Annotated in this window: 23 protein-coding genes and 1 pseudogene; 16 read left to right on the top strand and 8 right to left on the bottom strand. The window is 53.7% G+C overall.

Features of this window, described 5'->3' with window-relative positions; all coding sequences use genetic code 11:
- Nucleotides 1–6: 6 nt before the first annotated feature.
- Nucleotides 7–750, bottom strand: a complete 744-nt coding sequence (gene ybgI / locus OGX89_RS19400) for a radiation resistance protein YbgI (RefSeq protein WP_003831390.1) — start codon at nt 748–750, stop codon at nt 7–9.
- A gap of 289 nt (nt 751–1,039) precedes the next feature.
- Between ybgI and dtpD the strand changes: the two genes are divergently transcribed.
- On the top strand, nt 1,040–2,521 hold the full coding sequence (dtpD, locus tag OGX89_RS19395) for a dipeptide permease DtpD (protein WP_126955844.1): 1,482 nt from the start codon (nt 1,040–1,042) through the stop codon (nt 2,519–2,521).
- A gap of 47 nt (nt 2,522–2,568) precedes the next feature.
- Here the strand turns inward: dtpD and OGX89_RS19390 are convergent.
- From OGX89_RS19390 to OGX89_RS19375, 4 genes and pseudogenes are all read right to left on the bottom strand, one after another.
- Nucleotides 2,569–2,937 (bottom strand): annotated as a pseudogene (locus OGX89_RS19390) (Rpn family recombination-promoting nuclease/putative transposase); the annotation flags it as partial.
- A 38-nt stretch (nt 2,938–2,975) separates the two neighbouring features.
- Nucleotides 2,976–4,394, bottom strand: coding sequence for a deoxyribodipyrimidine photo-lyase (phrB, locus tag OGX89_RS19385; RefSeq protein ID WP_003831379.1), 1,419 nt, complete (start codon nt 4,392–4,394; stop codon nt 2,976–2,978).
- A gap of 18 nt (nt 4,395–4,412) precedes the next feature.
- Nucleotides 4,413–4,967 carry a DUF1722 domain-containing protein gene (locus OGX89_RS19380; RefSeq protein WP_003831377.1) on the bottom strand — a complete coding sequence of 185 codons (555 nt, stop codon included), beginning with the start codon at nt 4,965–4,967 and terminating at the stop codon, nt 4,413–4,415.
- A 97-nt stretch (nt 4,968–5,064) separates the two neighbouring features.
- Nucleotides 5,065–5,271 (bottom strand): YbfA family protein, encoded by a 207-nt coding sequence (locus OGX89_RS19375; protein WP_003022870.1) that lies wholly within the window; start codon nt 5,269–5,271, stop codon nt 5,065–5,067.
- A 308-nt stretch (nt 5,272–5,579) separates the two neighbouring features.
- Here OGX89_RS19375 and kdpF point away from each other — a divergent pair, with 308 nt between their 5' ends.
- From kdpF to kdpE, 6 genes are read left to right on the top strand one after another with little or no spacing between them, the layout of a single operon-like run.
- Nucleotides 5,580–5,669 (top strand): K(+)-transporting ATPase subunit F, encoded by a 90-nt coding sequence (gene kdpF, locus OGX89_RS19370; RefSeq protein WP_001670793.1) that lies wholly within the window; start codon nt 5,580–5,582, stop codon nt 5,667–5,669.
- Entirely contained in the window at nt 5,669–7,348 is a 1,680-nt protein-coding gene (gene kdpA / locus OGX89_RS19365; RefSeq protein ID WP_063940696.1) for a potassium-transporting ATPase subunit KdpA, read from the top strand. Before kdpF ends, kdpA begins: the two co-directional genes overlap by 1 nt.
- A 20-nt stretch (nt 7,349–7,368) precedes the next feature.
- Nucleotides 7,369–9,417: a potassium-transporting ATPase subunit KdpB gene (gene kdpB, locus OGX89_RS19360; protein WP_126955845.1), complete on the top strand. Its 2,049-nt coding sequence runs from the start codon at nt 7,369–7,371 to the stop codon at nt 9,415–9,417.
- A gap of 8 nt (nt 9,418–9,425) precedes the next feature.
- On the top strand, nt 9,426–9,992 hold the full coding sequence (gene kdpC, locus OGX89_RS19355) for a potassium-transporting ATPase subunit KdpC (protein WP_126955846.1): 567 nt from the start codon (nt 9,426–9,428) through the stop codon (nt 9,990–9,992).
- Nucleotides 9,993–10,002: 10 nt separating this feature from the next.
- Nucleotides 10,003–12,687 carry a two-component system sensor histidine kinase KdpD gene (gene kdpD, locus OGX89_RS19350; RefSeq protein ID WP_003831370.1) on the top strand — a complete coding sequence of 895 codons (2,685 nt, stop codon included), beginning with the start codon at nt 10,003–10,005 and terminating at the stop codon, nt 12,685–12,687.
- On the top strand, nt 12,684–13,361 hold the full coding sequence (gene kdpE / locus OGX89_RS19345; protein ID WP_003831369.1) for a two-component system response regulator KdpE: 678 nt from the start codon (nt 12,684–12,686) through the stop codon (nt 13,359–13,361). The genes kdpD and kdpE overlap by 4 nt, the downstream gene beginning before the upstream one ends.
- Before the next feature lie 96 nt (nt 13,362–13,457).
- On the opposite strand, the gene pgm is transcribed toward kdpE, so the two are convergent.
- Both pgm and seqA read right to left on the bottom strand, forming a co-directional pair.
- Nucleotides 13,458–15,098: a phosphoglucomutase (alpha-D-glucose-1,6-bisphosphate-dependent) gene (pgm, locus tag OGX89_RS19340; RefSeq protein ID WP_126955847.1), complete on the bottom strand. Its 1,641-nt coding sequence runs from the start codon at nt 15,096–15,098 to the stop codon at nt 13,458–13,460.
- 24 nt (nt 15,099–15,122) lie between these two features.
- Entirely contained in the window at nt 15,123–15,665 is a 543-nt protein-coding gene (seqA, locus tag OGX89_RS19335; RefSeq protein ID WP_003022848.1) for a replication initiation negative regulator SeqA, read from the bottom strand.
- 194 nt (nt 15,666–15,859) lie between these two features.
- Here seqA and ybfF point away from each other — a divergent pair, with 194 nt between their 5' ends.
- The 9 genes from ybfF (at nt 15,860) to OGX89_RS19290 (ending at nt 23,502) form a co-directional block, all read left to right on the top strand.
- On the top strand, nt 15,860–16,633 hold the full coding sequence (gene ybfF, locus OGX89_RS19330) for an esterase (protein WP_126955848.1): 774 nt from the start codon (nt 15,860–15,862) through the stop codon (nt 16,631–16,633).
- Nucleotides 16,634–16,761: 128 nt separating this feature from the next.
- On the top strand, nt 16,762–17,049 hold the full coding sequence (gene ybfE, locus OGX89_RS19325; protein WP_003831362.1) for a LexA regulated protein: 288 nt from the start codon (nt 16,762–16,764) through the stop codon (nt 17,047–17,049).
- A gap of 155 nt (nt 17,050–17,204) precedes the next feature.
- The gene (fldA, locus tag OGX89_RS19320) at nt 17,205–17,735 is read left to right on the top strand and encodes a flavodoxin FldA (RefSeq protein WP_003022839.1); all 531 of its coding nucleotides are present in this window, start codon (nt 17,205–17,207) and stop codon (nt 17,733–17,735) included.
- Between the two features lie 210 nt (nt 17,736–17,945).
- The gene (locus tag OGX89_RS19315; RefSeq protein ID WP_100247215.1) at nt 17,946–18,032 is read left to right on the top strand and encodes a ryhB-regulated fur leader peptide; all 87 of its coding nucleotides are present in this window, start codon (nt 17,946–17,948) and stop codon (nt 18,030–18,032) included.
- On the top strand, nt 18,025–18,471 hold the full coding sequence (fur, locus tag OGX89_RS19310) for a ferric iron uptake transcriptional regulator (protein ID WP_003022836.1): 447 nt from the start codon (nt 18,025–18,027) through the stop codon (nt 18,469–18,471). Before OGX89_RS19315 ends, fur begins: the two co-directional genes overlap by 8 nt.
- Before the next feature lie 128 nt (nt 18,472–18,599).
- Nucleotides 18,600–19,526 carry a tricarballylate utilization LysR family transcriptional regulator TcuR gene (gene tcuR / locus OGX89_RS19305; RefSeq protein ID WP_003831357.1) on the top strand — a complete coding sequence of 309 codons (927 nt, stop codon included), beginning with the start codon at nt 18,600–18,602 and terminating at the stop codon, nt 19,524–19,526.
- A 97-nt stretch (nt 19,527–19,623) separates the two neighbouring features.
- Entirely contained in the window at nt 19,624–21,027 is a 1,404-nt protein-coding gene (gene tcuA / locus OGX89_RS19300; RefSeq protein WP_126955849.1) for an FAD-dependent tricarballylate dehydrogenase TcuA, read from the top strand.
- Nucleotides 21,014–22,153 (top strand): tricarballylate utilization 4Fe-4S protein TcuB, encoded by a 1,140-nt coding sequence (gene tcuB, locus OGX89_RS19295; protein ID WP_126955850.1) that lies wholly within the window; start codon nt 21,014–21,016, stop codon nt 22,151–22,153. Before tcuA ends, tcuB begins: the two co-directional genes overlap by 14 nt.
- 53 nt (nt 22,154–22,206) lie before the next feature.
- Nucleotides 22,207–23,502 carry an MFS transporter gene (locus OGX89_RS19290; RefSeq protein WP_126318831.1) on the top strand — a complete coding sequence of 432 codons (1,296 nt, stop codon included), beginning with the start codon at nt 22,207–22,209 and terminating at the stop codon, nt 23,500–23,502.
- A 51-nt stretch (nt 23,503–23,553) separates the two neighbouring features.
- Here OGX89_RS19290 and OGX89_RS19285 read toward each other — a convergent pair whose 3' ends face one another.
- Nucleotides 23,554–23,886 carry a ChiQ/YbfN family lipoprotein gene (locus OGX89_RS19285; RefSeq protein ID WP_063940703.1) on the bottom strand — a complete coding sequence of 111 codons (333 nt, stop codon included), beginning with the start codon at nt 23,884–23,886 and terminating at the stop codon, nt 23,554–23,556.
- Nucleotides 23,887–23,929: the final 43 nt, after the last annotated feature.

Genomic DNA, 23,929 nt, shown 5'->3' with positions numbered 1-23,929 from the left:
CTTTTATTACGCTGGATTAGGAATATCGATAAAGGTTACGTCCAGATCGGTATTTTCATTCAGCCATTCGCTTAATGCGCGAATGCCACCGCGTTCGGTCGCATGGTGACCGGCAGCATAAAAATGCAGCCCCTGCTCGCGGGCTGAGTGAATGGTTTGCTCAGAGACTTCACCGGTAATAAAGGCGTCGACACCAAATCGGGCTGCGCTATCAATAAAACTTTGCCCCCCCCCGGTACACCAGGCAACGCGCTGAACTTTCTCCGGCCCGGTATCACCGCACCATAACGGTTTACGACCTAAACGCGCTTCAATCCACGATGCCAGCTCCAGCCCCGGAACCGGCATGGAGAGTTCGCCCCATGGCACCAGCGGTTCAATTTCACCCATCACGGTGATTCCTAACAGCGCGGCCAACTGCGCGTTATTCCCCAATTCCGGGTGTGCATCCAGCGGCAAGTGCCAGCCATACAGGTTGATATCATTTTCTAACAGCGTTTTCAGACGATTGCGCTTCATGCCGCGAATAACCGGAGATTCGCCTTTCCAGAAATAACCGTGGTGAACGATAACCGCATCCGCTTGCTGGCGTACCGCCTCGTCCAGCAATGCCTGGCTTGCAGTCACACCGGTCACGATTTTATGCACCGTCTCTTTGCCCTCAACCTGCAAACCATTCGGCGCATAATCGCTAATGGCGGCGCTGTTTAGTTTGTCGTTGATCAGTTGTTCCAGTTCGGTGTTTTTCATCATCGTCCTCGTAGTCATCATTTCTGCCTGCCCAATCAGCAACACAGCTTAGGTTAAAATAGCGTCCCCGCCTGCGTTCGTCGATAGCCATTTCACTGACACATAAAGAAACAATCACACCCGCTTTGAACGTGATTTGCTTACCACTACGCGATCTAATTCATGTATATTTATGCAATCAGACAGCATATTGCAAAAATAATCAGATCTGTATCAAAGTTACAACTTTAAGGAAACACACTCGCGCAGCACGTTCAGCCAGTCGCGAGGCATTTACTTCGAGAAAATAATGAATAAACAAGCATCTCAACCACGGGCGATATACTACGTTGTCGCGCTACAAATCTGGGAATACTTCAGTTTTTACGGCATGCGTGCGCTGCTGATCCTGTATCTCACTAACCAGCTTAAGTACAACGATAATCACGCATATGAACTGTTCAGCGCCTACTGCTCGCTGGTCTATGTCACCCCTATTCTCGGGGGATACCTGGCCGATAAAGTGCTCGGCAATCGAATGGCGGTGATGATCGGCGCATTTTTAATGGCGGTGGGGCATCTGGTTTTGGGTGCCAGTGAAATGGCCCCGGCGTTCCTCTATTTGTCGCTGGCGATAATTGTCTGCGGTTACGGTCTGTTTAAATCAAATATCAGTTGCCTGCTTGGCGAGTTATATCAACCTGAAGACCCACGTCGCGATGGTGGATTCTCTCTGCTCTACGCCGCCGGTAACATCGGTTCGATCATCGCACCAATTGCCTGCGGATACGTGCAGGAAGAGTACAGTTGGGCGATGGGCTTTGCGCTGGCTGCCATCGGCATGCTGGCAGGGCTGGTGATATTCTTATGTGGTAATCGCCATTTCGCCCACACCACCGGCGTCAACAAGGCCGTTCTGTGTGCTAAAACCTTTATTCTGCCAAACTGGGCCTGGCTGTTAGTTTTGTTGGTTGCCGCACCGCTGCTGATTACCGTGCTGTTCTGGAAAGAGTGGTCCGTTTACGCACTGATTGTTGCCACCATTATTGGTCTGGCAGTTCTGGCGAAGATTTATCGCCAGGCACAGACGCAGAAACAACGCAAAGAGCTGGGGCTTATCGTCACGCTGACCTTCTTCAGCCTGTTGTTTTGGGCCTTTGCTCAACAGGGCGGCAGCTCGATCAGCCTGTATATCGACCGCTTCGTTAACCGCGATATTCTGGGGTATTCCGTCCCTACCGCGATGTTCCAGTCGGTTAACGCTTTTGCCGTTATGCTGTGCGGTATCGTACTGGCGTGGGTAGTCAAAGAAAGCGTGAGTGGCAATCGTACCGTACGTATCTGGGGTAAATTTGCCCTTGGCCTCGGCTTAATGAGCGCTGGGTTCTGTATTCTAACCTTGAGCGCTCGCTGGTCCGCTGCTTACGGCCACTCTTCGATGCCGCTGATGGTACTTGGGTTGGCGGTCATGGGCTTTGCCGAACTGTTTATCGATCCGGTGGCAATGTCACAAATTACGCGTATTGAGATCCCTGGTGTTACCGGCGTATTAACCGGCATTTATATGCTGCTTTCCGGTGCCATCGCCAACTACCTGGCAGGCGTTATCGCCGATCAGACCTCACAAGGCTCGTTTGATGCTGCGGGCGCTATCAACTACTCCATCAATGCCTATATTGATGTCTTTAGTGAAATTACCTGGGGCGCGCTGGCCTGTGTGGTGCTGGTGCTGATGATTTGGCTGTACCAGTCGCTTAAGTTCAGAAACCGTTCACTGGCGGTAGAATCCTGAGTGTAGGGGCCCGATGATGTAATCTGATTCGGGCTTTTTTTCAGGAATTACGCATGGCTGGCAGTCAACTCCTCTTCAGAAAGACCTGTAACCAGAAGCACCATGTTGCGATCTATTCCCTGCTCCAACATAGTTTGCGCTATACGTAATGCGGCTTCTCGTTTGCCTCGCTGCAACCCTTCCTGTAATCCATCTAAGCGTAACCGCTCGGCAATCGTCATCAGCTTCTCCTTATGTTGGGGGATCCGTTGCGCCATCTCTTGTATAAATTCATTAAAGCGAGATTCATCGCCGGATTGCAGGATGTAATTAAACATCGCCTGTAGTTGCGTGTCATTAGCGCACCCTGTAAGTAACAGCGTGGCCAGTTGATCTACCAGCCCCATCAAATCCCGCTGACGGATATGTTTTTGCAGATCTGCTGGAAGGTATTACGCAGAAATCCGCTGCGCGCTTATCCCTTACGCGCCGCCTCATATGCCGCCAGCGTCGCCAGCCTCGCCTGTTTATGATCCACAATCGGGCGAGGATAACTTAGTGTCACCTGCGCTTTTTCAGCCCACGACCACGGTTCATGAATGGCTTTACCCGGCACGTCGCGCAGTTCCGGCACCCACTGGCGGATAAACTCACCGTCACGGTCGAATTTTTCGCCCTGCGTCGTGGGGTTAAAGATACGGAAATACGGTGCGGCGTCGGTTCCGGTTGAGGCTGCCCATTGCCAGCCGCCGTTATTGGCCGCCAGGTCGCCATCGATCAGTTGCGACATAAAATACTGTTCGCCTTTACGCCAGTCGATCAGCAGGTCTTTCACTAAAAAACTGGCGGTAATCATGCGTAAACGATTATGCATCCAGCCCGTTGCGTTAAGCTGACGCATGGCCGCATCCACAATGGGGTAGCCCGTATTCCCTGTTTTCCAGGCCTGCAAATGCGTCGGATTATTCTGCCATTGCACGCGATCGGTCCAGCGAATAAAAGGTTGATACCGACACAGCGACGGATGGTAAGTCATTAGATGACGATAAAATTCACGCCAGATAAGCTCATTCAACCAAACGCTACCTGCCCCATCCTCAAGCGCCTGCGGCTGCTCCACGAGCAGTCGATTCAGGCACTGGCGCGGTGATAGTCCTCCTGTCGCCAGGCTTGCGGATAATCGACTGGTTCCGTCAATCGCCGGAAAGTCACGCAGTTGTTCATATTCTCCGGCGGCCTGCTGGCAAAAATGGCGTAACTGCACGATGGCCAATTTTTCTTCTGCCGGAAATTGCTGCGTATCAAAATCCTGCTGCGGGTAGCTCAGCGAGATGGATGTTAATGGAGAGTCAAGAGCACCGCTTTCTCTCACCTTCGGCGCACTGACACATTCTGGGATCCCGTCTTTTATCCGCTTCAGCCAGGCATTTTTAAACGGCGTAAAGACTTTATACATCTCGTGATTACCGGTCATGACCGCCCCCGGAGGCAGAATCACGCTGTCGTCAAACCCTTCGCACACCACCTGAGGTAATAACTTTTCGACGGCAACATCACGCTGGCGTTCGTTTATTTCATATTGATAGTTATAAAATATTCGACTGACGCCATGCTGTACGCAGACGTTTTTGACGGTTTCCACACTGGTCGCAAAATCAGCAACTTCATGAAACAGAAGCGGGATGCCCTTTTCTGCCAGCGCCGTTTGCAACGCGTTCAGCTGCGCGTTAACCAATGCCGCCTGACGTGGGGCCATATCATGCGCCTTCCACTGTTCAGGCGTGGAAATATAGAGCGCGAGTACATGTGCAGAACGATCCCGACAAGCCGCCGCCAGCGCGAGATTGTCGTGCAGACGCAAATCACGCCGAAACCAGACCAGATGCGTGGTCATAACACTCCCTGATAAAAATTAATCATTGCCCTGTAAACGCCAAATCGCAGGCCAGAGTTCAAAATAACGTTGCCCGGACAACCAGGTGTTCGGGTGCTCAGCCATATAGTGTTTGAGGAGCATTAAGGGTGCAAGTAGCGGCTGCGCCTCGCGTCGATAGTTATCGATTATCGAGGTCAATTCCTGACGTTGACGCAGATCGAGCTGATTACGGAAATAGCCCTGCACGTGCATCAATACATTGGTATGGTTACGCCGGGTAGCAGGATTTAATAACAGATGGGTCAATCGTAGGCGATACTCGGTAAAAAAAGCATCGAGATCTTGCCATTCATGGATTGCGGCAACGAAGGGGCCAAGCTCCCGATACTCTGGCTGGGAATGCGCCAGTAGTACCAGTTTGTAGCGAGTATGATAGTCAATTAATGCGCCCCGCGTTAATTTTCGCTGACGCAGGCGGTGCAATTCATGCAAAGCGTAAACACGTATTAATGTATTTTCGTCGAACTGAGGTGCCTCACTCGCTTCTGTGGTCAGACAGGTGCGGATACCAACAGGAATTCTCGTGCTCATCGCCACTCCTTATCCGTTACTCAGATAAGTGTAGACGTCGGCGTATAAAAAAACCGCCACATTGCTGTTAGCGGTTTTCTTGAACAATAACGACAACTTAATAGAAGTCGCAGGTGGCTTTTTCAGCCTGCTCCATCCACACCGGTTTATCACTGGTTTTGGACCAGACGCGGTGCAGATAGCTGTAAAAACGGGCGCGGTCTTTCCAGAACAACATGACCGGCAGCGCCAGCACGCCCGCCACAACGGCAAAGGTACGGCGCAAGAAAACAATGTGTGCTGGATATTCTTTATAAAAGTCCATAATCCTCTCCCATATATCTGTTCGGTGAATCGCACCGGAAAAATAAACTTGGTTAACTGATGAAAATAATACCGCCTTGTGTGTAATTTTGCTACTCATCCGACCACTTATTTTTATCTATTGATGCTCCGTTTAGCTAAAAACCGTAATTAAGTTACATAAAAGTTAAATTAATACTAATCATTAGTTAAATAATGGTCTTTGCCATTTTTATACTTTTTTTACACCCCTCCCACTGATTTTTGCGAAATCTTTGCAAGCAAAAATCTACGCTCTGGTTATCACATTTATGCCACTGGAGGTGCACCGTGAGTGCAGGCGTGATAACCGGCATTGTGCTGGTCTTTTTATTATTAGGTTATCTGGTGTATGCCCTGATTAATGCGGAGGCGTTCTGATGGCGGCCCAAGGATTTTTACTCATTGCCAGTTTCTTGCTGGTACTGTTTATCATCGCCAGACCGCTGGGTTTTGGCTTGGCTCGGCTGATCAATAATACGTCCCTGCCGGGCCTGGCTGGCGTGGAACATCTGCTCTGGCGCGGTCTGGGCATCTCGCAGCAGGAGATGAACTGGCGGCAGTATCTGTTGGCGATCCTCGCGCTCAATGTGCTGGGGTTGCTGGTCCTGTTTTCAATGCTGATGGCGCAAAACCTGCTGCCGCTAAATCCGCAACAGCTACCTGGGCTTTCGTGGGATTTAGCGCTCAACACGGCGGTAAGTTTTGTCACCAACACCAACTGGCAATCCTATGCTGGCGAAACCACCTTAAGCTACTTCAGCCAGATGGTCGGGCTGACCGTGCAGAACTTCCTGTCAGCGGCAACCGGGATTGCGGTGATTTTTGCCCTGGCTCGTGCCTTTACTCGCCAGAGTATGAACACGCTGGGCAACGCCTGGGTCGATCTGGTTCGCATTACGCTGTGGATCCTGCTCCCCATTGCATTGCTCATTGCGTTGTTCTTCATTCAGCAAGGTGTGCTGCAAAACGTGTTGCCCTATCAGCCCATTACTACCCTTGAAGGGGTGAAACAGCTGCTGCCGATGGGGCCCGTCGCCTCACAGGAAGCGATTAAGATGCTTGGCACTAACGGGGGCGGGTTCTTTAACGCTAACTCATCACATCCGTTTGAAAACCCTACCGCGTTGACCAATCTGGTACAGATGTTGGCCATTTTCTTAATTCCTACCGCGCTGTGTTTTGCCTTTGGTGATGTGGTTGGCGATCGTCGCCAGGGGCGGACCCTGCTGTGGGCCATGTCGCTGATATTTGTGGTCTGCGTAGCCGTGGTGATGTGGGCCGAAGTTCAAGGCAACCCGCACCTGATGGCATTCGGTACAGACAGTAATATCAACATGGAAGGCAAAGAAAGCCGCTTTGGCGTGCTGGCTACGAGTCTTTTTTCCGTCGTGACGACAGCGGCATCTTGCGGCGCTGTCGATGCGATGCATGACTCCTTCACCGCGCTGGGTGGGATGGTGCCGATGTGGCTAATGCAGATTGGCGAAGTGGTCTTCGGTGGTGTCGGTTCGGGCCTGTACGGCATGCTGCTGTTCGTGTTGTTGGCGGTGTTTATCGCGGGCCTGATGATTGGTCGCACGCCGGAATATCTGGGTAAGAAAATAGACGTGCGTGAAATGAAAATGACTGCACTGGCGATTCTGGTCACCCCTGCGCTGGTACTGCTCGGTACGGCGATAGCGATGATGAGCGATGCCGGGCGCAGCGCCATGCTCAATCCTGGTCCACATGGCTTTAGCGAAGTGTTGTACGCCGTATCGTCTGCCGCGAACAACAACGGTAGCGCCTTCGCCGGATTAAGCGCCAACAGCCCGTTCTGGAACTGTCTGCTGGCCCTGTGCATGTTCTTCGGCCGTTTCGGCGTGATCATTCCCGTGATGGCAATTGCCGGATCGCTGGTCAGTAAAAAGATCCAGCCAGCAAGCCCTGGCACGCTGCCTACTCACGGTGCACTGTTTGTCGGGTTGTTAATCGGTACGGTGTTACTGGTTGGCGCCCTCACCTTTGTTCCTGCCCTGGCACTTGGCCCGGTCGCAGAATACCTGTCATTACACTGAGTGATGCGGAGCACATGACTATGAGTCGCAAGCAACTGGCGCTGTTCGAACCCTCTCTGGTCGCACAGGCGCTGATGGACGCCGTGAAAAAATTAAGCCCACATACCCAGTGGCGCAATCCGGTGATGTTTATCGTCTGGCTGGGCAGTCTGCTGACAACCCTGTTAACGCTGGCAATGGCCACAGGCCATATGCAAGGCAATCCGTGGTTTACCGGCGCGATAAGTCTGTGGCTGTGGATTACCGTTCTGTTCGCCAACTTTGCCGAAGCGCTGGCGGAAGGACGCAGTAAGGCTCAGGCTAACAGTCTGAAAGGAGTTAAAAAAACCGCTTTTGCTCGCAAACTCCGCGAACCGAAATACGGTGCCGCCATGGATCACGTTCCGGCGGAGGATTTGCGCAAAGGAGATATCGTGTTAGTAGAAGCGGGCGATATTATCCCGTGTGACGGCGAGGTCATCGAAGGTGGCGCATCGGTGGATGAAAGCGCCATTACCGGTGAATCCGCGCCGGTCATTCGTGAATCCGGTGGTGATTTCGCCTCCGTCACCGGCGGGACCCGCATCCTCTCCGACTGGCTGGTGATCGAATGTAGCGTAAACCCTGGTGAAACGTTCCTCGACCGGATGATCGCCATGGTTGAAGGCGCGCAGCGGCGTAAAACGCCGAATGAAATCGCCCTGACGATCCTGTTGATAGCCCTGACCATCGTTTTTCTGCTGGCGACCGCCACGCTGTGGCCGTTTTCCGCCTGGGGTGGTAGCGCGGTTAGCGTCACGGTACTGGTTGCCCTGCTGGTGTGTCTGATCCCCACCACCATCGGTGGGTTGCTCTCTGCTATTGGCGTCGCCGGGATGAGCCGCATGTTGGGCGCGAACGTCATCGCCACCAGCGGACGTGCAGTGGAAGCGGCGGGTGACGTGGACGTACTGCTGCTGGACAAAACCGGCACCATTACGCTGGGCAACCGCCAGGCTTCAGATTTTTTGCCCGCCCAAGGGGTGGATGAAAAGACGCTGGCCGACGCCGCGCAGCTTTCATCACTGGCCGATGAAACCCCTGAAGGCCGCAGTATCGTGATTCTGGCAAAACAGCGCTTTAATCTGCGTATTCGCGACGTGCAATCGCTGCACGCCACCTTTGTACCGTTTACCGCCCAAAGCCGAATGAGCGGGATCAACATCGACAACCGCATGATCCGCAAAGGGTCGGTCGATGCTATTCGTCGTCACGTCGAAGCCAACGGCGGCCACTTCCCTGCCGACGTGGAGCAGAAGGTCGAAAACGTCGCACGCCTTGGCGCTACGCCGCTGCTGGTTGCCGAAGGCTCCCACGTGCTGGGCGTGATTGCCCTGAAAGATATCGTAAAAGGCGGAATCAAAGAACGTTTTGCCCAACTACGCAAAATGGGCATCAAAACGGTGATGATCACCGGCGATAACCGCCTGACCGCCGCCGCGATTGCGGCAGAAGCCGGGGTAGATGACTTCTTAGCTGAAGCCACGCCGGAAGCCAAGCTGGCGCTGATTCGTCAGTATCAGGCGGAAGGTCGTCTGGTGGCGATGACCGGCGATGGAACCAATGACGCCCCGGCGCTGGCGCAAGCCGACGTGGCGGTCGCCATGAACTCCGGGACCCAAGCGGCGAAAGAAGCAGGCAACATGGTGGATCTCGACTCTAACCCCACCAAGCTGATTGAAGTGGTGCACATTGGTAAACAGATGCTGATGACGCGTGGTTCGCTGACCACCTTCAGTATCGCCAACGACGTGGCGAAGTATTTCGCCATTATCCCGGCCGCGTTCGCCGCCACCTACCCGCAGCTCAATGCGCTTAACGTGATGGGCTTGCATTCGCCGGACTCGGCGATCCTCAGCGCGGTTATCTTTAATGCGCTGGTTATCGTCTTACTGATCCCGCTGGCGCTTAAAGGCGTGGGCTACAAACCGTTATCCGCATCCGCAATGCTGCGCCGTAATTTGTGGATCTATGGTCTGGGTGGTCTGGTTGTGCCGTTTATCGGTATCAAAGCAATTGATTTACTGCTGACCCTACTGGGTCTGGTGTGAGGTTTCAGATGAGTGGATTACGTCCTGCATTATCAACATTGATTTTCCTGATGCTTATCACCGGCGGAGCTTACCCGTTGTTGACCACCGCGTTGGGGCAGTGGTGGTTTCCCCACCAGGCTAACGGCTCGCTTCTACGCGAAGATCAAGTCGTTCGCGGCTCTGCGCTCATTGGGCAACATTTTACCGCGGCCGGTTATTTTCAGGGACGTCCGTCAGCTACAGCAGAAATGCCCTATAATCCAATGGCTTCAGGCGGCAGTAACCTGGCAGCCAGCAATCCGGAACTGGATAAACAGCTGCAAAGCCGGATAACCGCACTGCGTGCTGCTAACCCGCAGGCAAATCCTATCGTTCCGGTAGAGCTGGTAACGGCTTCTGCCAGCGGGTTGGATAACAATCTGACGCCAGCCGCGGTGGCCTGGCAAATCCCCCGCGTGGCGCAGGCTCGCAACCTCAGCGTTGAAGAGGTCACGCGCCTGGTTGCACAATACACGCAAAAGCCGTTGGTCAGTTTTATCGGCCAGCCGGTGGTGAACCTGGTAGAACTTAATTTAGCGCTGGATAAGCACTGAGAAAAAGGACATGCATAACGAACCCTTACGCCCCGACCCCGATCGCCTGCTGGAGCAGACCGCTGCCCCGCACCGCGGAAAACTGAAAATTTTCTTCGGCGCGTGTGCAGGCGTCGGTAAAACCTGGGCCATGCTGGCAGAGGCCCAACGGTTGCGGGCGCAGGGGTTAGATGTGCTGATTGGGGTGGTGGAAACCCACGGACGCAAAGAGACCGCCGCGTTGCTGGACGGTCTCAGCATCCTGCCGCTAAAGAGACAGGCGCGCCATGGTCGTCATATTAGCGAGTTCGATCTCGACGCGGCGCTGGCCCGCCGTCCGGCGCTCATTTTGATGGATGAACTGGCGCACAGTAATGCGCCTGGCTCACGCCACCCTAAGCGTTGGCAAGACATTGAAGAGCTGCTCGAAGCCGGTATTGACGTTTTTACTACCGTCAACGTGCAGCATCTGGAAAGCCTCAATGATGTGGTCAGCGGCGTCACCGGCATTCAGGTTCGCGAAACCGTCCCCGATCCTTTTTTCGATGCCGCCGACGATGTGGTTCTGGTCGATCTTCCCCCCGACGATTTGCGCCAACGACTGAACGAAGGCAAGGTCTATATCGCCGGTCAGGCGGAAAGAGCCATCGAGCATTTCTTTCGCAAAGGGAACTTGATCGCGCTACGTGAGCTGGCCCTGCGCCGCACGGCCGATCGGGTTGACGATCAGATGCGTGCCTGGCGAGGGCGTCCGGGGGAAGAAAAAGTCTGGCATACCCGTGACGCCATTTTACTGTGCATTGGACACAATACCGGCAGCGAAAAGCTGGTGCGTGCTGCCGCGCGTCTGGCAGCGCGCCTCGGCAGCGTCTGGCATGCAGTGTATGTCGAAACGCCAGCGCTGCACCGGCTGCCCGAAAAACAGCGCCGCGCAATTTTAAGCGCTCTGCGGTTAGCCCAGGAGCTGGGTGCAGAAACCGCCACCCTTTCCGATCCCGCTGAAGACAAGGCTGTAATCCGCTACGCCCGTGAGCATAATCTGGGAAAAATTGTCCTCGGACGTCCGGCTACACGACGCTGGTGGCGCAGTGATTCTTTTGCTGACAGACTGGCCCATCGCGCACCGGATCTCGACCTGATGATCGTTGCGCTCGATGAGCCACCTTCGCGCCCTGTGCTACAAACTGCAGATAACCGCACCTTTAAGGATAAATGGCGGGTACAAATTCAGGGTTGTGTGGTTGCCGTCGCGCTGTGCGCCATCATTACGTTGATTGCCATGCAGTGGTTGATGGCCTTTGACGCCGCCAACCTGGTGATGATCTATTTATTAGGCGTGGTGGTTATCGCCCTCTTTTACGGACGCTGGCCGTCGGTGCTGGCAACTTTTATTAACGTCGCCAGCTTCGATCTCTTCTTTATTGCTCCACGCGGCACGCTGGCCGTTTCCGACGTCCAGTACCTGCTCACCTTCGCCGTGATGCTAACGGTAGGGCTGGTAATCGGTAATCTTACCGCCGGAGTGCGTTATCAGGCGCGGGTAGCCCGTTATCGCGAACAACGTACGCGCCATTTGTATGAGATGTCGAAAGCGCTGGCCGTCGGACGGAGTCAGCAAGATATCGCTGCCACCAGCGAACAGTTTATTGCCTCAACGTTCCAGGCCCGCAGCCAGGTTTTACTGCCCGGTGAGAACGGTAAGCTGGCCCCTCTCACCCATCAACAAGGCATGACACCGTGGGATGATGCCATTGCCCAATGGAGCTTTGATAAAGGGCAACCGGCTGGCGCAGGTACTGACACGTTGCCAGGAGTGCCGTATCAAATTTTACCGTTAAAAAGTGCCGACAAAACGCATGGGCTGCTGGTTGTGGAACCGGGAAATTTACGCCAGCTGATGATCCCCGAACAGCAACGCCTGCTGGAAACTTTCACTTTACTGGTCGCCAGTGCGCTGGAGCGTCTGACGCTAACCGCCAGCGAAGAGCAGGCCCGGTTTGCCAGCGAGCGCGAAAGCATTCGCAACGCGCTGCTCGCCGCCCTTTCCCACGATTTACGTACGCCGCTAACGGTGCTGTTTGGTCAGGCAGAGATCTTAACGTTGGATCTGGCAAGCGAAGGATCGCCGCACGCGCGCCAGGCCAGTGAGATTCGCCAGCACGTCCTTAATACGACCCGACTGGTTAATAACCTGCTGGATATGGCGCGAATTCAGTCCGGCGGCTTTAATCTTAAGAAGGAGTGGTTAACACTGGAAGAGGTGGTCGGCAGCGCCCTGCAGATGCTGGAGCCAGGACTCTCTGCTCCTATTAATTTGTCGCTACCAGCACCGTTGACGCTGATCCACGTCGATGGCCCACTCTTTGAACGGGTGCTGATTAATCTGCTAGAAAATGCCGTTAAATACGCAGGTCCAGCGGCGCAAATCGGTATTGATGCCAGCGTCAATGGCGAGCACCTGCAACTGGACGTCTGGGATAATGGCCCCGGCATTCCATCGGGTATGGAGCAGCGAGTTTTTGACAAGTTTTCCCGGGGAAACAAAGAGTCATCGGTACCGGGCGTTGGGCTGGGGCTGGCAATCTGTCAGGCCATTGTGGACGTGCACGGCGGTACGATTTCCGTCCACAATCGCGCACAGGGAGGAGCATGTTTCCGTGTTACACTGCCCCAGGAAATCCCCCCTGAACTTGAAGATTTTCATGAGGATATGTGACGAACGTACTGATTGTTGAAGATGAACAGGCTATCCGTCGCTTTCTGCGTACCGCGCTGGAAGCCGATGGTCTGCGTGTATATGAAGCAGAAACGCTGCAACGTGGTCTGCTGGAAGCCGCCACGCGAAAACCCGATCTCATCATTCTCGATCTCGGTCTGCCGGACGGTGACGGCATTGATTTTATTCGTGACCTGCGACAATGGAGCGCGATACCGGTAATTGTGCTCTCAGCCCGCAGCGAAGAAAGCGATAAAATCGCCGCTCTGGATGCCGGCGCCGATGACTATCTCAGTAAACCCTTTGGTATTGGCGAGCTACAGGCGCGATTACGTGTGGCATTGCGCCGCCACAACAGCGGCGCGTCTCCCGAGCCAGTGGTGCATTTTTCCAACGTAAAAGTAGATATCGCCGCCCGGCTCGTACATCGTGGTGATGAAGAGATTCATCTGACGCCGATTGAGTTTCGCCTGTTAGCGGTACTGCTGAATAATGCCGGAAAGGTACTAACGCAACGCCAGCTGTTAAATCAGGTTTGGGGACCGAACGCCGTCGAACACAGTCACTATCTGCGAATTTACATGGGACACCTACGCCAGAAGCTGGAACTGGACCCGGCGCGTCCGCGTCATTTTCTGACCGAAACCGGGATTGGTTATCGGTTTATGCCGTGAATCTAAGCCGAATAAAAAAAGCCGGATCAGCACAAAGCTATCCGGCTTTTTAATTCATGCCGGATAGCGACGCTAGCGTCTTATCCGGCCTACGGTTTACGCGTTTTTCAGCACTTCGCTGACGATTTCAACCGCTTCTTTTTCGATCTGCTTGCGGTGTTCTTCACCGAGGAAGCTCTCGCAATAGATTTTATAAGCGTCTTCGGTGCCGGACGGACGAGCGGCAAACCAGCCGTTGTCAGTCATCACTTTCAGACCGCCGATAGAAGCACCGTTGCCCGGTGCCGCCGTCAGACGTGCGGTGATCGGGTCGCCCGCCAGCGTGCTGGCACTCACCATTTCCGGAGACAGTTTAGACAGCGCCGCTTTCTGTGCGGAGGTCGCACTTGCCTGCAGGCGGTTGTAGCTCGGCGCACCAAAGCGGGCAGCCAGTTCGTTGTAGTGCTCCTGCGGATTCTTACCGGTCACTGCGGTAATTTCTGCCGCCAACAAGCACATGATGATGCCGTCTTTGTCGGTCGACCACGGTGTACCGTCGAAACGCAGGAAAGATGCCCCCGCGCTCTCTTCACCACCAAAGCCAAAGCTGCCGTCGAACAGACCGTCAACAAACCATTTAAAGCCAACCGGCACTTCGACCAGTTTACGCCCTAAATCATTCACCACGCGGTCAATCATCGCCGAGGACACCAGCGTCTTACCAACGGCAACATCTTTGCCCCACTGCGGGCGATGCTGGAACAGGTAGTTGATCGCCACCGCCAGATAGTGGTTCGGATTCATCAGCCCCGCCGGGGTGACAATACCGTGACGGTCGTAGTCTGGGTCGTTGGCAAAGGCCAGATCGAACTTGTCGCGCAGCGCCAGCAGGCCTGCCATCGCGCACTCGGAGGAGCAGTCCATGCGGATTGCGCCATCTTTGTCGAGATGCATGAAACGGAAAGTCTGATCAACGTGATCATTAACGATAGTCAGGTTCAGGTTGTAGTGCTTAGCAATACGCTTCCAGTATTCGATACCGGAACCGCCCAGCGGATCGACACCCAGCGTCAGACCCGCTTTTTGGATCGCCGCCATGTCGACGATGTCAGCCAGTCCTTCAACAAACGGCTGAACCAGATCCTGCTCTGTTACATGGCCAGATGCCAGCGCAGCGTCCAGCGACATGCGCTTCACGCCTTGCAAACCGTCAGCCAGCAGCGCGTTGGCTCTGTCTTCCACCACTTTGGTGACGTTGGTATCTGCCGGACCACCGTTTGGCGGGTTATATTTAATGCCGCCATCTTCCGGCGGATTGTGGGACGGCGTGATCACAATGCCGTCAGCCAGCGGGCCGCCTTTTTTGTTGTGGACCAGGATAGCATTCGACACAGCAGGGGTCGGCGTAAAACCATTACTTTCCTGCACGATGACGTCAACGCCGTTCGCCGCCAGCACTTCCAGTACAGAGATAAAAGCCGGTTCAGACAGCGCGTGGGTATCCTTGCCCACATAGCACGGGCCAGTAATCCCGTTTTTCGCACGTTCTTCAGCAATCGCCTGAGCGATAGCCAGAATATGCGGCTCGTTAAAACTATGACGACCTGCACTGCCGCGATGTCCGGACGTACCGAACTTAACGGCGTGCTCAGCGTTCCCTGCTGTTGGTTTCAGTACATAATACTGTGCCGTCAGTTGGGCGACGTTAATCAAATCACTCTGTTGCGCAGGTTGACCTGCACGGTTGTGGATTGCCATTGCCTGGTCCTTCTAATGCAAGGATTAAATTGTTCCGCAAACCTTTTCAATCAATTCCGCGGGGAATTGCATTGACTGCATGATGTGTTCAACCATGCTGCATTTACGGCCGGTATTGGTGTTGGTGATCACCCAGTACGGCGTGCCTGGCACGTGTTTCGGTTTGGTTTGATTACCATTTTTCAGCAGCGTCTGTTCATCTGCTGCAAAATAAACGCGCGTACGGCCATGCAACGATTCCGTTGCTTCGGCGAACGCGTTTTGATCCAGTGAATAGAGTGTAGACAGCACCAGCATAAAGCGATTTACTGCTTTCTTCTGTTCCGCGTATTCGTCGGACAGCAGCAGTTCACGCATCGCGCGCACTTTATCTTTTACGGGGTTAACCGGCTTAGCTTCCACGACAGGTTGCACAGCGCGGACTTCTTTGACTATCGGAGTGACAGGCTGTGATGCGGCGGAAAATTTCAACATACGCCGTAAAATGTCGGATGCGCTCTCGCCAATATGCTTGGTGTGGCTGGCAATATAGCTATAGAGTTCATCATCAACTTCAATCGTTTTCATCTTAATCCAGTGCAGTGTTTAGCTGAATACAAGTTGTCGGGGTAAACACACGTAGTGTAAAGGCAAATCCCAACAGCGGATAGCGTCAAGCCTGGTGGCCAGCAAAACTCAGAGTAACCGTAGTTGTTGCAGCCATGTGGCAGAATGGTCAACATGATACCCTAACCCGTGAGTGTGAAAAAAAGAACTTTGCCATGAAATTGAATATCCGAGCGCAATCTGCGCAAAACCTGCACAATAATTCTCCCATCGTCCTGGTTCACGGCCTGTTTGGCAGTCTGGATAACCTGGGGATCCTGGCGCGCGATCTGGTGGTCGATCACGATATCATCCAGGTCGATATGCGAAATCATGGCCTCTCCCCTCGTTCCCCTGAGATGAATTATCCGGCCATGGCGCAAGATTTGCTGGATACGCTGGACGCTCAGCAAATAGAAAAGGCGACCTTTATTGGTCACTCGATGGGGGGGAAAGCCGTCATGGCGTTAACCGCGCTGGCTCCTGATCGTATCGATCGACTGGTGGCCATTGATATTGCTCCGGTCGACTATCATGTTCGCCGTCACGATGCGATCTTTACCGCTATTAATGCCGTAACCGATGCCCAGGCCACTTCGCGTCAGCAGGCGGCCAGCGTCATGCGTCAGCATCTGCATGAGGAAGGCGTAATCCAGTTTCTGCTGAAATCTTTCGTCGACGGCGAATGGCGTTTTAACGTTCCCGTGCTGTGGGATCAGTATCCTCATATCGTCGGTTGGGAAACCATTCCTGCGTGGGAGCACCCGGCGCTGTTTATCCCTGGCGGCAACTCACCGTATGTTACCGAAGCGTATCGCGAACAGCTGCTGGCGCAATTTCCGCAGGCTCGGGCGCATGTTATTGCTGGAGCCGGTCATTGGGTGCATGCGGAAAAACCGGAGGCGGTGCTGCGCGCCATCCGTCGTTATCTGAACGAACACGCTAACTGATTAAAAACTCAGCGTCTGCGCGCGATTACGCGCGTGGGCGTTGGCGTGTCACCCCTGCTGATGTATTATGGCGCGCTATCCATCCGGGCAGACGCCTGGCTGATTGTTTCCCCGAAGTCACCAAGATCATGGCCAAAGAACAAACGGACCGTACGACATTAGATCTGTTCGCGCAGGAGCGTCGCCCGGGACGACCCAAAACTAATCCGCTCTCGCGTGATGAACAGTTACGTATTAATAAACGTAATCAGCTTAAACGCGATAAAGTTCGCGGGCTTAAGCGTGTCGAACTGAAACTGAACGCTGATGCCGTTGACGCTCTGAACGAGCTGGCTGAGGCGCGCAACATGAGTCGCAGTGAACTCATCGAAGAGATGCTGATGACCCAACTCAGCACATTGCGCGGTCAGGCATAGTCTGAATTTCTGCTCTAAATCATAAATCGTGTAGCACAGAGTGCAGTCCTGCGTGTTTGCTGTTTCCGCATGCCTGACTGTTCTGCTATGATTGCCCTTATCCGTGGGCAATGCGCCACCACCATTTCAATAAGTTTCAAGAGGTTATTTAACTCATGGCAATCACTGGCATCTTTTTCGGCAGCGACACCGGTAATACCGAAAACATCGCAAAAATGATTCAAAAACAGCTTGGTAAAGACGTTGCCGATGTTCATGACATTGCAAAAAGTAGCAAAGAAGACCTCGAAGGTTATGACATTCTGCTGCTCGGCATCCCAACCTGGTACTACGGTGAAGCGCAGTGTGACTGGGATGACTTCTTCCCTACCCTCGAAGACATTGATTTTAACGGCAAACTGGTTGCATTGTTCGGCTGTGGCGACCAGGAAGATTACGCAGAGTATTTCTGCGATGCGTTAGGCACAATTCGCGACATCATCGAACCGCGCGGTGCAACCATCGTTGGTCACTGGCCGACTGCGGGTTATCACTTTGAAGCGTCTAAAGGCCTGGCTGACGACGACCACTTTGTCGGTCTGGCTATCGATGAAGATCGCCAGCCAGAACTGACAGCAGAACGCGTAGAAAAATGGGTTAAGCAGATCTCTGAAGAGCTGCACCTCGACGAAATCATTAATGCCTGATTTCGTGCGGCGTAGATTTCCATCTGCGCCGCATCAATAGATAAAACCAATCAAAATAATTGCTACAAATTTGTAACTTTTTCGTCTGACCCTGTACAATGGCTGGATGCCAATCGGGTGTTGCACAGTGTGTTTGTCGGCGATACCACGTTTTGATTAACAATATATGCCAGAGACTTGCAGTTTTCATTTAGCCATGGCAGTTCTATAATGATACGCATTATCTCAAGTGCAATTTCTGTCACTTCTGTTAATGAAGTGAATCGTTTAGCTACAGGACAGATTCCGCATGACTGACAACAATACCGCATTAAAGAAGGCTGGCCTGAAAGTAACGCTTCCTCGTTTAAAAATTCTGGAAGTTCTTCAGGAACCGGATAACCATCACGTCAGTGCGGAAGACTTATACAAACGCCTGATCGATATGGGTGAAGAAATTGGTCTGGCGACCGTGTATCGCGTGCTGAACCAGTTTGATGATGCCGGTATCGTGACCCGCCATAATTTTGAAGGTGGTAAATCCGTCTTCGAACTGACTCAACAGCATCATCACGATCACCTCATCTGCCTTGACTGCGGCAAAGTGGTCGAGTTCAGCGATGATTCCATCGAAGCGCGCCAGCGTGAGATTGCGGCTAAACATGGCATTCGCTTAACTAACCATAGCCTCTATCTTTACGGTCACTGCGCCGAAGGCGATTGCCGCGAAGATGAGCACGCCCACGACGGCAAATAATGTAATGCTTTCTGAAAAGCCAACCCTCCGGTTGGCTTTTTTTATGGGCGTTACCTGCCCTTTTCCCCTTCCCTCCGCTCCTGTGTTGCTTTAATGTAAAAATCAATTGCCCCTTCCGGAGAGTCGAAATGGAACTTCGCCAGCTACGCTATTTTGTGCGCATTGTAGAAACCGGCAGCATGGGTAGCGCGGCGCTCGATCTCAATATCGGGGTTTCGGCACTCAGCCAGCAAATGTCGCGTCTGGAAAACGAACTCGCTATTCGCCTGCTGCAACGCACCTCACGAGGCGTGACACCCACCAGCGCCGGGCTGGCTTTTTACTCCCAGGCGCAGCTGGCGCTTCGTCACGCAGACGACGCGATCCTAGCCGCACGCGAGTCCCGACTTTCCGGGCACGTCAGCGTCGGCATGGCTCCCAGTACCGCTTCCGTTCTCGGAATGCCGTTTATCAACGCCATGCAGGAAAGCTACAGTGATGTCCGTCTGCATGTGGTGGAAAGCCTCTCTGGCAATCTGGAGCGGATGATTAATACCCGCCAGATTGATCTGGCTGTCGTGTTTCAGAAAGAAAAGATCCTGCGCTGGAGCGCCATACCGATTCTCGAAGAGCGGCTGTTTTTGATTGGGACTCATGCCTTACTGGCTGATATTGCCGATGACAATATTGCTCCAGCCCAGCTGGCAAGTATCCCATTGATAATGCCAAGCCCGGGCCACGGTCTGCGCGGCAGGCTGGAAGCGATTTGTCAGGAACACGCGCTGAACATTGAGATCGCCACGGAAATTGATGGTCTGGCGCTACTCATGCGTGCCGTGCGCAGTGGCATTGGTGCCACTCTCCAGCCCGGTGCGGCAATTTCCCATCTCGATAAAGAGACGCTAAGAGTGATCGGCGTCCACAATCCAATACTTAGCCGCCCCAACTTTCTGGTGAGTCTCTCAGACGATGAACTCACCCCGGCAGGCCTCGCGGCCCGCGTAGTGCTGACGAAAGTGATGCATCAACTGGTGGAAGCAGGAAGCTGGCCTGGCGCCATCCTTTACAATAACTAAAGTACCGTTTAGCACTACGTCATAGCGCCCGCACAAGCTGCGCGTATACATTTCAATTACAAATTTAACAAATGGTTAAATGGTGATGGAGTATACGATGGTTGATGTTCTGGTGATTGGTGGTGGCAATGCCGCGTTATGCGCTGCCTTGTCCGCCCGGGAGCAAGGAGCTTCGGTACTTCTGCTCGAAGCGGCTCCCCGGGAATGGCGCGGGGGAAATTCCCAACACACGCGTAATCTGCGCTGTATGCATGATGCGCCGCAGGATGTGCTGGTGGAAAGCTATCCGGAAGAGGAGTTCTGGCAAGACCTGCAGCGCGTAACTGAAGGAAATACCAACGAAGCCCTGGCGCGTCTGGTGATCCGTACCTCATCACAGTGTCGCGACTGGATGCGCCAGCACGGCGTCAATTTTCAGCCCCCACTATCTGGCGCTCTACACGTGGCGCGAACCAACGCTTTTTTTATGGGGGGCGGTAAAGCTCTCGTGAATGCCTATTATCGCAGCGCAGAAAAGCTGGGCGTGCAAATCCGCTATAACACACCGGTGCAGGCGCTTGAACTGCACAACGGCGAGTTCGTGGCGGCGCTGGCAGGCAAAGAGCGTATCACAGCGAAATCCTGCGTGCTTGCCGCTGGCGGATTCGAATCTAACCGGGAGTGGTTGCGCGAAGCCTGGGGGGAAAATGCCCGCGGCGAGTGGCCTGCGGATAACTTTCTGATTCGCGGCACGCGTTTTAATCAGGGCGTACTGCTCAAATTTATGATGGATGCTGGCGCAGACATTATCGGCGATCCCTCCCAGTCACACTGTGTGGCAATTGATGCCAGAGCGCCATTATATGACGGCGGGATTTGCACCCGCGTGGACTGCGTTTCGCTCGGTATTGTGGTGAACCGGGACGCTGAGCGTTTTTATGATGAAGGTGAAGATTTCTGGCCCAAACGCTACGCCATCTGGGGACGTCTGGTCGCTCAACAACCAGGACAGATTGGCTACTCCATCATCGACAGTAAAGCTATCGGACACTTCATGCCTCCGGTCTTTCCTGGCACGCAGGCCAATACGCTGGCTGAACTGGCCTTTCAGTTAGGACTGGATGCCGAACGCTTTACCCACACCGTGACAGAGTACAACAACGCCTGCCAGCCAGGTCAGTTCGACCATACCGTTCTGGATAACTGCGCCACTAAAGATTTGCTACCCGCGAAAACGCATTGGGCGCGACCGCTGGATCAACCGCCTTACTACGGCTACGCCCTGCGGCCAGGAATCACCTTCACTTATCTTGGGTTAAAAGTGAACGAACGCGCCGCTGTACATTTTGCAGGGCTTCCAAGCCGTAACCTGTTCGTCGCCGGAGAGATGATGGCGGGCAACGTGCTGGGCAAGGGTTACACCGCAGGCGTGGGGATGTCGATCGGCACGACCTTTGGCCGCATTGCCGGAAAAGAAGCCGCGCTGGCTGCACGTAAGGAGACACGTCATGAAGCAGCTTGAGAAACTGATCATCGAAGCGCAAATTATCACCGAACCGGAAGCGGAAGTTGAACGCGTGATGCAGGTGTGTAACGCCTGCCGCTATTGCGAAGGCTTTTGCGCCGTGTTCCCGGCCATGACTCAGCGTCTGGAATTCGGTAAAGCGGATATCAATTATCTGGCAAACTTGTGCCATAACTGCGGCGCTTGCCTGCACGCCTGTCAGTATGCCCCGCCTCATGAGTTTGCCATCAACGTGCCGAAGGCGATGGCGGAAGTCCGGCTTGAAACCTATCAGCACTACGCGCAACCCGCCGCTTTTGGAGCGCTATATCGTCGCGCAGGCGTAACCGTGACGCTGGCGCTGGTATTCGGTCTGATCCTGTTTTTACTCCTCGCTACAGGTTTGAAAGGTTCACTATTACATCCACCGCTGGCCGGGGATTTCTATCAAATTTTCCCGCATAACCTGCTGGCCTGGATGTTTGGTTCGGTCTTTGTTCTGGCGATCGGTTTGCTGATGGCAGGCGTGATCCGCTTCTGGCGCGAGATTTCTCCGGGCATGCCGCGTTCCGCCGAGATTGCTGAAGCCTCACACAATGCGCTGACGCTGAAGTATCTCGATGGAGGCCATGGCAAAGGTTGTAACGAAGCGGATGATGCTTTCACCCTGATGCGTCGCCGTTTCCACCACTTCACCTTCTACGGTTTTCTGCTCTGCTTTGCCGCCACCGTGGTGGCAACAGGCTATCACTACTTTGCCGGCATAGAAGCACCCTACCCGTTCTTCAGCGTTCCGGTCATGCTGGGCACGTTGGGTGGCATTGGCCTGGTTGTAGGCCCGGCTGGCTTGCTATGGCTTAATCTCAGGCGCTCACCGCTACACGGCGACGCCCGGCAAAAACCGATGGATCGCGGTTTTATTTTGCTGCTGCTGCTGACCAGTCTGACCGGTCTGGCGCTGCTGGCAGGAAGAGATACCTCATGGATGGCTATTTTACTGGCCATTCATCTCGGCGTGGTCATGGCGCTTTTTCTGACCATTCCTTACGGAAAATTTGCCCACGGATTTTACCGCTGCGCAGCCTTACTCAAGTGGGCAATTGAGAAACGGCGCGGCAAACAGGCGGGAGTCTCAGGCGACTAACCCGCAAACTCTTACCTCTATAAATATTATGATAAGACAGTGGAGCAAACCCAATGACACAACAACCATCGCGCACCGGAACTTTCGGCGCAATACTGCGGGTAACCAGCGGTAATTTTCTCGAACAGTTCGACTTTTTTCTGTTCGGGTTTTACGCCACCTATATCGCAAAGACTTTCTTCCCCGCGGAGAGTGAGTTTGCCGGGCTCATGTTGACCTTTGCGGTTTTCGGTTCGGGTTTTTTAATGCGGCCCGTTGGCGCAATCGTGCTGGGTGCTTATATCGACAGAATTGGTCGCCGCAAAGGACTGATGGTGACGCTGGCGATCATGGGCTGTGGGACCCTGCTGATTGCCCTGGTTCCCGGTTATCAAAGTATTGGCCTGCTGGCTCCTGTGCTGGTATTAGTCGGTCGATTATTGCAGGGCTTCTCTGCGGGCGTAGAGTTGGGCGGCGTTTCGGTTTATCTTTCTGAAATCGCCACGCCTGGCAATAAAGGTTTCTACACCAGCTGGCAGTCCGCCAGCCAACAGGTTGCCATTGTGGTGGCAGCGCTGATTGGCTACGGCCTGAATGCCACGCTGGGGCACGATGAAATCTCTGAATGGGGCTGGCGCATTCCGTTCTTTATTGGTTGTATGATTATTCCGTTGATCTTCGTCCTGCGCCGCTCGCTTCAGGAAACGGACGCATTTTTACAACGTACACACCGTCCCGACACCAGGGAAATTTTCACCACTATCATCAAAAACTGGCGTCTGATCTCAGCGGGTACGCTGCTGGTGGCGATGACCACAACGACGTTTTACTTTATTACCGTCTATACCCCGACCTATGGCAGGGCTGTACTCCATCTGAGCGCTCGCGACAGCCTGGTTGTCACCATGCTGGTCGGTATTTCTAACTTTATCTGGCTGCCGATTGGCGGAGCGATTTCTGACCGAATTGGTCGCCGCCCGGTGTTGATGGGGATTACCGTACTCGCTCTGATCACCACCTGGCCGGTCATGCACTGGCTCACCGCCGCGCCAGATTTTATGCGCATGACGTTGGTCCTGCTTTGGTTCTCGTTCTTTTTTGGTATGTACAATGGGGCAATGGTCGCGGCACTCACCGAGGTGATGCCTGTCTATGTCCGTACGGTGGGTTTTTCACTGGCCTTCAGTCTGGCTACGGCGATTTTTGGCGGTCTGACACCCGTCATATCCACGGCACTGGTTCAGCTAACCGGAGATAAAAGCTCACCGGGATGGTGGCTGATGTGCGCGGCACTTTGCGGACTCGCCGCCACGGCAATGCTGTTTGTCCGGCTGAGTCGGGGTTATCAACCAGTGGAAAATAAGCTCTGAAATGCAAACGGGCGGAAAATTCTCCGCCCGTTGTCTTTTTCATTTTTTGAATTACTGTGCGGCATTCTTGCTGCGAATTTCCTGCCAGACCTTGTCACAATCAGCATTAACGGACTGACCGTTACCCGTGCGCGTGGCCTGGATACACTGCTGATAATCCAGCACACGTACGCTTTCTTCATTGGCAAACTGCTGGTGCTGTTTTTCTTTCTTCAGTACATTCAACACGCTTTGGCAGGCTTCTATTTTTTCCGGCGATCCTTGAGCGGTATTAATACACGCGCTGTAGGCTTCTTTCAGACGGCTGTCCTCTTTCGGCGCAGGAGATTGCGCACACGCCACCAGCCCTGATGCCATAACGGCAATGAGTATCAGTTTTTTCATAGCACTTTCCTCAACGAAGCGGCAGGCCCCCGGCCTGCCGCTG

This window comes from Citrobacter sp. Cpo103 (assembly GCF_030332605.1).
Taxonomy (GTDB): domain Bacteria; phylum Pseudomonadota; class Gammaproteobacteria; order Enterobacterales; family Enterobacteriaceae; genus Citrobacter; species Citrobacter portucalensis.
Note: the sequence above shows the minus strand (reverse complement) of the source record. Positions and strands in the feature narration are given on the sequence as shown.

Coding starts and splice junctions, on each gene's coding strand:
- kdpD (WP_003831370.1), top strand. CDS start 10,003: ATGCATAACGAACCCTTACGCCCCGACCCCGATCGCCTGCTGGAGCAG.
- kdpA (WP_063940696.1), top strand. CDS start 5,669: ATGGCGGCCCAAGGATTTTTACTCATTGCCAGTTTCTTGCTGGTACTG.
- tcuA (WP_126955849.1), top strand. CDS start 19,624: ATGGTTGATGTTCTGGTGATTGGTGGTGGCAATGCCGCGTTATGCGCT.
- dtpD (WP_126955844.1), top strand. CDS start 1,040: ATGAATAAACAAGCATCTCAACCACGGGCGATATACTACGTTGTCGCG.
- OGX89_RS19285 (WP_063940703.1), bottom strand. CDS start 23,886: ATGAAAAAACTGATACTCATTGCCGTTATGGCATCAGGGCTGGTGGCG.
- ybfE (WP_003831362.1), top strand. CDS start 16,762: ATGGCCAAAGAACAAACGGACCGTACGACATTAGATCTGTTCGCGCAG.
- OGX89_RS19315 (WP_100247215.1), top strand. CDS start 17,946: ATGATACGCATTATCTCAAGTGCAATTTCTGTCACTTCTGTTAATGAA.
- fldA (WP_003022839.1), top strand. CDS start 17,205: ATGGCAATCACTGGCATCTTTTTCGGCAGCGACACCGGTAATACCGAA.
- OGX89_RS19290 (WP_126318831.1), top strand. CDS start 22,207: ATGACACAACAACCATCGCGCACCGGAACTTTCGGCGCAATACTGCGG.
- seqA (WP_003022848.1), bottom strand. CDS start 15,665: ATGAAAACGATTGAAGTTGATGATGAACTCTATAGCTATATTGCCAGC.
- tcuB (WP_126955850.1), top strand. CDS start 21,014: ATGAAGCAGCTTGAGAAACTGATCATCGAAGCGCAAATTATCACCGAA.
- OGX89_RS19375 (WP_003022870.1), bottom strand. CDS start 5,271: ATGGACTTTTATAAAGAATATCCAGCACACATTGTTTTCTTGCGCCGT.
- fur (WP_003022836.1), top strand. CDS start 18,025: ATGACTGACAACAATACCGCATTAAAGAAGGCTGGCCTGAAAGTAACG.
- pgm (WP_126955847.1), bottom strand. CDS start 15,098: ATGGCAATCCACAACCGTGCAGGTCAACCTGCGCAACAGAGTGATTTG.
- ybfF (WP_126955848.1), top strand. CDS start 15,860: ATGAAATTGAATATCCGAGCGCAATCTGCGCAAAACCTGCACAATAAT.
- OGX89_RS19380 (WP_003831377.1), bottom strand. CDS start 4,967: ATGAGCACGAGAATTCCTGTTGGTATCCGCACCTGTCTGACCACAGAA.
- kdpC (WP_126955846.1), top strand. CDS start 9,426: ATGAGTGGATTACGTCCTGCATTATCAACATTGATTTTCCTGATGCTT.
- kdpB (WP_126955845.1), top strand. CDS start 7,369: ATGAGTCGCAAGCAACTGGCGCTGTTCGAACCCTCTCTGGTCGCACAG.
- tcuR (WP_003831357.1), top strand. CDS start 18,600: ATGGAACTTCGCCAGCTACGCTATTTTGTGCGCATTGTAGAAACCGGC.
- phrB (WP_003831379.1), bottom strand. CDS start 4,394: ATGACCACGCATCTGGTCTGGTTTCGGCGTGATTTGCGTCTGCACGAC.
- ybgI (WP_003831390.1), bottom strand. CDS start 750: ATGAAAAACACCGAACTGGAACAACTGATCAACGACAAACTAAACAGC.